General features: G+C 72.6%; 8 protein-coding genes and 1 pseudogene. 3 read left to right on the plus strand and 6 right to left on the minus strand.

What is annotated here, in order from left to right; all coding sequences use genetic code 11:
- Positions 1-51: 51 nt before the first annotated feature.
- A complete protein-coding gene (locus tag C1I99_RS25800) occupies positions 52-900 on the minus strand; it encodes an SDR family oxidoreductase (RefSeq protein ID WP_111136786.1) in 849 nt (282 codons plus the stop codon).
- Between the two features lie 87 nt (positions 901-987).
- On the opposite strand from C1I99_RS25800, the gene C1I99_RS25805 reads away from it, so the two are divergent.
- The gene (locus C1I99_RS25805) at positions 988-1371 is read left to right on the plus strand and encodes a winged helix-turn-helix transcriptional regulator (protein ID WP_233512714.1); all 384 of its coding nucleotides are present in this window, start codon (positions 988-990) and stop codon (positions 1369-1371) included.
- 220 nt (positions 1372-1591) lie between these two features.
- On the plus strand, positions 1592-2473 hold the full coding sequence (locus C1I99_RS25810; protein ID WP_111136788.1) for a trypsin-like serine protease: 882 nt from the start codon (positions 1592-1594) through the stop codon (positions 2471-2473).
- 132 nt (positions 2474-2605) lie between these two features.
- Here the strand turns inward: C1I99_RS25810 and C1I99_RS25815 are convergent, their stop codons facing one another.
- A complete protein-coding gene (locus C1I99_RS25815) occupies positions 2606-3205 on the minus strand; it encodes an ATP-dependent Clp protease proteolytic subunit (protein WP_438941448.1) in 600 nt (199 codons plus the stop codon).
- 137 nt (positions 3206-3342) lie between these two features.
- Positions 3343-3840, minus strand: coding sequence for a helix-turn-helix domain-containing protein (locus C1I99_RS34870; protein WP_325049237.1), 498 nt, complete (start codon positions 3838-3840; stop codon positions 3343-3345).
- 190 nt (positions 3841-4030) lie between these two features.
- On the opposite strand from C1I99_RS34870, the gene C1I99_RS25825 reads away from it, so the two are divergent.
- Entirely contained in the window at positions 4031-5044 is a 1014-nt protein-coding gene (locus tag C1I99_RS25825) for a potassium channel family protein (protein ID WP_111136789.1), read from the plus strand.
- Between the two features lie 90 nt (positions 5045-5134).
- Here C1I99_RS25825 and C1I99_RS25830 read toward each other — a convergent pair whose 3' ends face one another.
- The 3 genes and pseudogenes from C1I99_RS25830 to C1I99_RS32920 all read right to left on the minus strand — a co-directional run.
- The gene (locus C1I99_RS25830; RefSeq protein WP_111136790.1) at positions 5135-6169 is read right to left on the minus strand and encodes a 2-oxoacid:ferredoxin oxidoreductase subunit beta; all 1035 of its coding nucleotides are present in this window, start codon (positions 6167-6169) and stop codon (positions 5135-5137) included.
- Positions 6162-8009: a 2-oxoacid:acceptor oxidoreductase subunit alpha gene (locus tag C1I99_RS25835; protein ID WP_111136791.1), complete on the minus strand. Its 1848-nt coding sequence runs from the start codon at positions 8007-8009 to the stop codon at positions 6162-6164. The genes C1I99_RS25830 and C1I99_RS25835 overlap by 8 nt, the downstream gene beginning before the upstream one ends.
- A gap of 331 nt (positions 8010-8340) precedes the next feature.
- A pseudogene (locus C1I99_RS32920) lies at positions 8341-8555 on the minus strand (hypothetical protein); the annotation flags it as partial.

The raw sequence follows: 8555 nt of genomic DNA on the forward strand, positions 1-8555 counted from the left end.
GCCCCGCGCAGGCCAGCCGCCCCGCCCAGGCGGGCGGGGCGGCGTGGGCCATCAGAGCGCGGCGCGGATCGCCTCGGCGAGGGTGGCCGGCCGGCGGCCGATCAGCGTCGCGAGATCGTCGGCCGCGACGTGCAGCTCGCCCTGGGCGGCGCCCCGGTCGCCGTCGGCGAGGATCTCGGCGTACGCCCGCGGCAGGCCGGCGTCGACCAGCACCTCGACGTACTTCTCTACCGGCAGGTCGGTGTAGGCGACGTGGCGGCCGGCCTGCCGGGAGATCTCCTCGGCCAGTTCGGTCAGGGTGAGCGGGGCGGCGCCTAGCTCGTACACCCGGTTGGCGTGGCCCCCGGTGGTGAGCACCGCGGCGGCGGCCTCGGCGTAGTCCGCGCGGGCGGCGGCGCTGATCCGGCCGTCACCCGCCGCCCCGGCCACCCCGTGCTCCAGGTACGTGGGCAGCTGGGGGAGGTAGTTCTCGAAGTACCAGCTGTTGCGCAGGAACACGTACGGCAGGCCGGACGCGGCGATTTCCTGCTCGGTGCCCCGGTGGTCGACGGCGAGGATCAGGCTGGAGGTGTCGGCCTTCGCGATGCTGGTGTAGGCGATCAGCTCGACGCCGGCCTCCTTGGCGGCGGCGACCACGTTGCGGGCCTGCTCGACCCGGCGGCCGATCTCGGTGCCGGAGACGAACGCGAGCTTCTCGGCGCCGGCGAACGCGGCCCGCAGCGAGTCGGGGTCGTTGTAGTCGGCCCGGCGGACGGTCACGCCGCGCTCGGCCAGGTCGGCGAGGCGGTCGGTGTCCCGGCCCAGCGCCACGACCTGGTCGGCCGGTACGCCCCGGCGCAGCAGTGACTCGACGATCAGGCGGCCGAGGTGGCCGGTGGCGCCGGTAACGACGATGGACATGGGTTGCTCCCTTGGTGGGTCGAACGGACGTCAGGCTCAACGGGAACATCGGCGCCGTACTTCCCGTTGGAGAGTAGGCACCTTGAAGTGCGTGACTTACCAGAGGAGAGTATTGCGGTGGAGGCGGATCTCTACGCCCGCGACTGCGGCAGCCGGCAGGTGCTGGACCGGATCGGCGACCGGTGGAGTGTCCTGGTGGTGCTCACCCTCGCCAGCGGCACCAAGCGCTACGGCGAGCTGGCCCAACGGATCGAGGGGGTGAGCCAGAAGATGCTCACCCAGACCCTGCGCGGCCTGGAACGCGATGGCCTGGTCACCCGTGCGGCGCACGCCACCGTGCCGCCGCGGGTCGACTACGCGCTCACCGCCCTCGGCCGCAGCCTGCTTGACCTGCTGTCGGGGCTGGAGTCTTGGGCCACCACGCACCTCGGCGAGGTGGAGGCCGCCCGGGCCCGCTACGACACCCGCTGACCGCGCCCCGCAGCGGGCGGTCACGGGTGATGTAACGAGAATTGCCCGTAAGACGCTGCGCCGCCCGCTCGCGCGCGGCGATCCCGCCCGGCATAGGCTCCGCTCTATCAGGGGATCGGCACGTGCTGGCAATCCCACGGCCGGCGTCGGACGCGGATCGAGGGGGCGCGTCCGGCGGGTGCCGCATCCCCCCGGTCCGCTCCACCCGACGGAGGATCACGTGCGTCGTACCGCACTCTTCGCCACCCTGGCCACCGCGGCGCTGGCCGCCGCCGTCGCCGGCGCCGCGCCCGCGTCGGCGATCAACACCTACAACGCCCAACCCGCTCCGGAACGTACCGAGGTCGGTGCCCTGATCGTGCAGTGGGACCGCGACGGCGACCCCGGCACGCCGGACGTCGTCGACTGGTACTGCTCGGGCGCGATGATCGACCGCGACGTCTTCCTCACCGCGTCGCACTGCACCACCGACTGGGCGCCGGGAGCCCGGTTCTACGTCTCGCTCGCCCAGGATGTCGAGGGCGCGCTGGCCGCCGCCAAGGCCGCCGGGCTCAACCCGGCGCAGGTCGCCGCCGCCGTCGGCGTTGAGGGCACCGAGCACGTCCACCCCGACTACCCCGGCAACTCCGCCGACTCGCACGACATCTCGGTGCTCACCTTCGACGCGGCCCAGGCGGCCGAGCTGGACCGGCGGTGGGACTTCACCCCGGCCGCCCTGCCGAGCGCCGGGCAGCTCGCCGCGCTCGGCTCCCGCGCGCTGGACGGGGCCCCGTGGGAGGTCATGGGGTACGGCACCGCGGAGGCGCAGCGCGAGCCGGGCGGGCACGTCCACCCGGGCGGCGGGGTGCGGATGAAGGCCGAACTCGGCTTCGACGCGCTCAACAAGACCTGGGTGCGCCTGGCGATGAACGAGAGCCGTGACTACGGCGGCGCCTGCTACGGCGACTCCGGCGGCCCCAACTTCGTCACCCTCGACGGGCAGCGGCTCCTCGCCGGAACCACCATCACCGGCGACGCCCCCTGCTACGCCACCAACGTCGCCTACCGGATGGACAGCGACAGCGCCCGGGACTTCCTGGACGACTTCGTCGACCTGCCCTGACAGCGGCCCGGCGGCGGCCGGCCGGACCACGGCCGACCGGGCACCCGACGGCGGCCGGCGGAACCCATCGCCGGCCGCCGTCGCGGGTCCGCGCCCGGGCGTCCTGGTGAGCGGCGCACGGGCCGCCGTGGCTCAGCCTGCCGGGAGCTGCTCGGCCCGGGTGACCACCCGGTCGATCAGGCCGTACTCGCGGGCCTGCTCGGCGGTGAACCAGCGGTCCCGGTCCCAGTCCCGCTGGATCTCGTCCAGGGTGCGCCCGCTGTGCTCCGCGATCAGCTGCTGCATGGTCCGCTTCACGTGCAGCATGTTCTCGGCCTGGATGTTGATGTCCGCGACCGTGCCGCCGAACCCGCCGGAGGGCTGGTGCATCATGACCCGCGAGTGGGGCAGGGCGTACCGCTTGCCGGCCGCGCCCGCGCAGAGCAGGAACTGCCCCATCGACCCGGCGAAGCCCAATGCCAGGGTGGCCACGTCGTTGCGGACGTACCGCATCGTGTCGTAGACGGCCATCCCGGCGCTCACCGAACCGCCCGGGGAGTTGATGTAGAGGTAGATGTCCCGCTCGGCGTCCTCGGCGGCGAGCAGCAGGATCTGGGCGCAGATCTGGTTCGCCGACGTGTCGGTCACCTCCGTGCCGAGGAAGATGATCCGCTCCCTCAGCAGCCGCTCGAACACCTGGTCGCCGAAGGACGGCTGCCCACCGTCCAGCATCCGCATGTCGTACCCCATCATGGCGCCCGCCTCCCATGGTGCCGGCGGGCGACGGGAGAACGCCCGGGTGACCGGCCCCTCCAGCGTGCGCGGGGCGGCGCGCTCGGCCCCAGCGTTTCTGCCGCCGGCAGATCGGCCGACGGCAGAACGGCCCGGCCCTAGACGGCGGTCGACCGCCGCCGACCCACCCTGGCCCGCCGGCAGCCGAGCGCGACGAGGGTACGCGGACCGGGACGCCCGGACGCACCGGAGGCGGGCCAGCCGACCCGGGCGGTCGGCCCGCCGTCGCGTGGGCCGAGGTGCAGCAGCGGCCCGGCTGTACGGGGGCCGACCCGGAGGGCCGGCGCGGTGCCGTCGCGGCGGGCCACCGGCACCCGCTCCAGCCGGGCCAGGCTCGCCCGGGGCGCGGCGGGGACGCGCGGCTCGACCCGGCGCAGGTCGTCCCGGGCCTCCTCGAGCAGGTCGGACAGGCGGATGCCGAGCGCCCGGCAGATCGCCGCGAGCACCTCCGAGGAGGCTTCCTTGCGGCCACGCTCCACCTCGGAGAGGTAGGGCACGGACACCCCGGCGGCCTCGGCCACCTCGCGCAGCGTGCGGCCCTGCCGCAGCCGCAGCCGGCGCAGCACCCCGCCGATCACTCGTCGCAGCAACGACATGCGGGCCTCACTCTCGCGGTCGTCGTCCAGGGGACACCCCCATCATGCCTGCTGCCCGCCGTCGGGGCCGGCCCCGTTCCGCCGTGCGCGCCCCTACCCGGCCGGCTCCCCGCACCCGGGCGTGCGGGACACCCGGTAACCGCTATGTTGTGGGCGTGCAGGCGACGGCGGAGTCGGGGCAGGTCCAACGGTGATCCACTTTCCCGCGCAGCGGAGGGGTCCGCTGAGCGCGCTGAGCCTGCGCGTGGCCGCGGCGCTCGGCCTGGTCCTGGCCACCGTGGCCGTGGTCTGGTTCGACCGGGACGGCTACCGCGACGCCACCGGGGACGGGCTGACCCTCCTCGACTGCTTCTACTACGTGGTCGTCTCGCTCTCCACCACCGGCTACGGCGACATCACCCCGGTCAGTCCCGCGGCCCGGCTGGTCAACGTCCTCTACATCACCCCGGCCCGGGTGGTCTTCCTGATCATCCTGGTCGGCACCACCCTGGAAGTGCTGACCGAGCAGTACCGCACCGGCCGTCGCCTGTCGCGGTGGAGGAGAACCGTGAAGGATCACGTCATCATCTGCGGCTACGGCACCAAGGGCCGCAGCGCGGTCTCCGCCCTGCTCGAGAACGGGATGGACAAGTCCCGGATCATCGTGGTCGAGCGCAGTGGCCCGGCGCTGCGGCAGGCCACCTCGGCCGGCCTGGTGGCGATCGAGGGCTCGGCGACCCGCTCGGCGACCCTCAACGAGGCACACATCCGTACCGCCAAGGCGGTCATCATCGCCACCGACAGCGACGACGCGTCAGTGTTGGTGGCGCTCACCGTACGCCAGCTCACCGCCGGGCAGGTGCGGATCATCGCCGCCGCCCGGGAGGCGGAGAACGCCCCGCTGCTCAAGCAGAGCGGCGCGCACCACGTGATCGTCTCCTCGGCCACCGCCGGCCGGCTGCTGGGCCTGTCCACCTCGGCCCCGCCGCTGATCGACGTGGTGGAGGACCTACTCACCCCTGGCCAGGGCATGGCGCTGGCCATGCGCTCGGCCGAGCGCGACGAGGTGGGCCGTTCCCCCCGGGAGCTGGACACCCTGGTCATCGCCCTGGTGCGGCGGGGCAAGGTGGTCACCCTGGCGGACAAGGCCGGCGCCGTCATCGAGACCGGCGACATGCTGGTGCACGTCCGCGACGACCGGCCGCAGGCGGCATCCGTCGTCTGACACTCCCGCCCGCGCGGGCCGGACCGGGCAGAGAGGGTCGGCCGTTCCCGTGGGAACGACCACCCTCTCCGGGGCCGCGGGGCGGGACGGTCAGAGGATCGTCCAGGTGTCGCCGCTGTTGAGCAGGGCGGCGAGCTGCTGCTCGGGGGTCTCGGTGACCTTCGCCCGCGCCGCGTCGAGCTGACCCTGCACCACGCTGTCGTACGACGGGCGGTCGACCGAACGGAACACACCGATCGGAGTGTTCCGCAGGTCGAGGCCGGGCAGCCGGGACAGCGCGAAGGCGTACGCCGGGTCGCTGACCGTCGCGTCGTGAACGACGATCTCCTCGGGGCGGGTGGTCGCCGTCTCCCGGACCTCCAGCCCGAAGCCGCCCGGCGGGTGGACGACGCAGAACTGCCCGTCCTTGCCGAACGTGATCGGCTGCCCGTGCTCCAGCCGGATCAGGAAGTCGTCCCGGGTGGCGGGCTCCTTGAGCTGGTCGAACGCGCCATCGTTGAAGATGTTGCAGTTCTGGTAGATCTCCACGAACGCCGAGCCCTGGTGCTCCGCCGCGGCCCGCAGCACCGACTGCAGGTGCTTGCGGTCCGAGTCGATGGTGCGGGCGACGAAGGTCGCCTCCGCGCCGAGCGCCAGGGACAGGGGGTTGAACGGCGCGTCGGCCGAGCCGACCGGGGTGGACTTGGTGACCTTGCCGATCTCGGACGTGGGTGAGTACTGCCCCTTGGTCAGGCCGTAGATCCGGTTGTTGAACAGCAGGATCTTGAGGTTGACGTTGCGGCGCAAGGCGTGGATCAGATGGTTGCCGCCGATCGAGAGCGCGTCGCCGTCGCCGGTGACCACCCAGACCGACAGGTCCGGCCGCGAGGCGGACAGGCCGGTGGCGATCGCCGGGGCGCGGCCGTGGATCGAGTGCATCCCGTACGTGTTCATGTAGTAGGGGAAGCGCGACGAGCAGCCGATGCCGGAGACGAAGACGATCCGCTCGCGGGGGATGTTCAGCTCCGGCATGAACTGCTGGACCGCCGCGAGGATCGCGTAGTCACCGCAGCCGGGGCACCAGCGCACCTCCTGGTCGGACTTGAAGTCCTTCGCGGTGAGCTTGAGGGCGACGGGCTCAGACATTCTTCAGGACCTCTTCCAGCATCGTCTCCAGCTCGGCGGCGGTGAACGGCAGGCCGCGGACCTGGTTGTAGCCGATCGCGTCGACCAGGTAGCGGGCCCGGACTACGTGCGCCAGCTGGCCGAGGTTCATCTCGGGGATGACCACCCGGTCGTACCCGCGCAGCACCGTGCCGAGGTTGGCCGGCATCGGCGCCAGGTGCCGCAGGTGCGCCTGGGCGATGGCGAGCCCGCGCTGCCGAAGGCCCCGGCACGCCGCGCCGATCGGCCCGTACGTCGAACCCCAGCCGAGCACCAGCACCCGGGCGTCCCCGTCCGGGTCCTCGACCTCGATGTCCGGCACCGGGATCGTTTCGATCCGGGTGGCGCGGGTACGCACCATGAAGTCGTGGTTGGCCGGGTCGTAGGAGATGTCGCCGGTCTTGTCGGCCTTCTCCAGGCCGCCGATGCGGTGCTCCAGCCCCGGGGTGCCGGGGATCGCCCACGGCCGGGCCAGGGTCTCCGGGTCCCGCAGGTACGGCAGGAAGGTGGTGCCGTCCTCGCTGTTCGGCCTGCTCGCGAACTCGACCCGCAGATCCGGCAGGGACGCCACGTCGGGCAGCAGCCACGGCTCGGAGCCGTTGGCGACGTAGTTGTCGGACAGCAGGATCACCGGGGTGCGGTAGGTCAGCGCGATCCGGGCCGCCTCCAGGGCCGCGTGGAAGCAGTCCGCCGGCGACTTCGGCGCGATCACCGCGACCGGAGCCTCGCCGTGGCGCCCGTAGAGCGCCATGTTGAGGTCGGCCTGCTCGGTCTTGGTCGGCATGCCCGTGGAGGGGCCGGCCCGCTGCACGTCGACGATCACCAGCGGCAGCTCCAGCGCCACCGCCAGCGAGATGGTCTCGCTCTTGAGCGCGACACCTGGGCCGCTGGTGGTGGTCACCCCCAGCGACCCGCCGTACGAGGCGCCCAGCGCCGCACCCACCGCGGCGATCTCGTCCTCCGCCTGCATGGTGAGCACGCCGAAGCGCTTGTGCTTGCTCAGCTCGTGCAGGATGTCCGAGGCCGGCGTGATCGGGTACGCGCCGAGGAAGACCGGCAGCCCGGAGCGGACCCCGGCGGCGACCAGGCCGAGCGAGAGCGCCGCGTTGCCGGTGATGTTCCGGTAGGTGCCCGGCTGCATCTTCGCCGGCTTCACCTCGTAGCGGACCGCGAAGTCCTCGGTGGTCTCGCCGAAGTTCCAGCCGGCCTTGAACGCCGCCACATTCGCCGCGACCAGCTCAGGGCGCGCGGCGAACTTGCGCTCCAGGAAGCGCAGGGTCGACTCGTACGGGCGGGAGTACATCCAGGACAGCAGGCCGAGGGCGAACATGTTCTTGGCCCGCTCGGCGTCCTTCTTGGACACGTCGTGCTCGGCCAGCGCGCCGACCGTCATCGAGGTCAGCGCCACCGGGTGCACCACGTAGCCGGTGAGCGAGTCGTCGTCGAGCGGGTTCGCCTGGTAGCCGACCTTGGCCAGGTTGCGCCTGGTGAACTCGTCGGTGTTGACGATGATGTCCGCCCCGCGCGGCAGGTCGGCGAGGTTGGCCTTGAGCGCCGCCGGGTTCATCGCCACCAGCACGTTCGGCGCGTCGCCCGGGGTCAGGATGTCGTAGTCGGCGAAGTGCACCTGGAAGCTCGACACTCCCGGGAGAGTGCCGGCGGGGGCCCGGATCTCGGCCGGGAAGTTGGGCAACGTGGAGATGTCGTTGCCGAGCTGAGCCGTCTCCGAGGTGAACCGGTCACCGGTGAGCTGCATGCCGTCGCCGGAGTCGCCGGCGAATCGGATGACGACCCGGTCCAGTTGACGGATCTGCTTGGTCACGCCTGCACCTCGCTTCGCTGCGCGCGGTCGCGCGGGCGGCTGAATATGATGGTGACCTCGCCTTGCCCGGCCACGTGACCTCCTTGACGCGCCGCTGCGCCGGCCGCCCTGGGTGGGCCGGCCGCTGTGATTCCTCATCTGAGAGCCTACGTCGGATCGCCAGGCCATCCTTCTTCTAGGTCTGCTTCCTGGGACGAGGATGGGCGCGATTATGGCCGCTTCTGCACCGTTTTGACCGGCCCGCCGTAATCGAGATCACCGCCCGCCGACGACTCCCGGGGGAGCCGGCCCGGTCCGGCCGGCTCCGCCATCGACCAGCGCCGGACGCCGGTCACTCCGGGGTGGCCGGCGCCGGGCGCGGAGCGGCCACCGGACCGGCCATCCGCCGCCGCAGGGAGGTGATCGCCAGCGCGAGGGCCAGCACCACCAGCGCTGCGGACACCCCGATCAGCAGCAGGGCGCCGTGCCGCGCCGACGTCGTCCCGCCGGTGCCGCCGGTGGCCGGCGCGCCGGCACCCAGCACCCCCTGCGAGCCGGTCGGCGCGG

Source organism: Micromonospora deserti, from assembly GCF_003236335.1.
In the GTDB taxonomy this organism is placed as follows: Bacteria; Actinomycetota; Actinomycetes; order Mycobacteriales; family Micromonosporaceae; genus Micromonospora; species Micromonospora deserti.

Excerpts from the sequence above, each read along its gene's own strand:
- C1I99_RS25830 (WP_111136790.1), bottom strand. The coding sequence starts at position 6,169 with ATGTCTGAGCCCGTCGCCCTCAAGCTCACCGCGAAGGACTTCAAGTCC.
- C1I99_RS25815 (WP_438941448.1), bottom strand. The coding sequence starts at position 3,205 with ATGATGGGGTACGACATGCGGATGCTGGACGGTGGGCAGCCGTCCTTC.
- C1I99_RS25800 (WP_111136786.1), bottom strand. The coding sequence starts at position 900 with ATGTCCATCGTCGTTACCGGCGCCACCGGCCACCTCGGCCGCCTGATC.
- C1I99_RS34870 (WP_325049237.1), bottom strand. The coding sequence starts at position 3,840 with ATGTCGTTGCTGCGACGAGTGATCGGCGGGGTGCTGCGCCGGCTGCGG.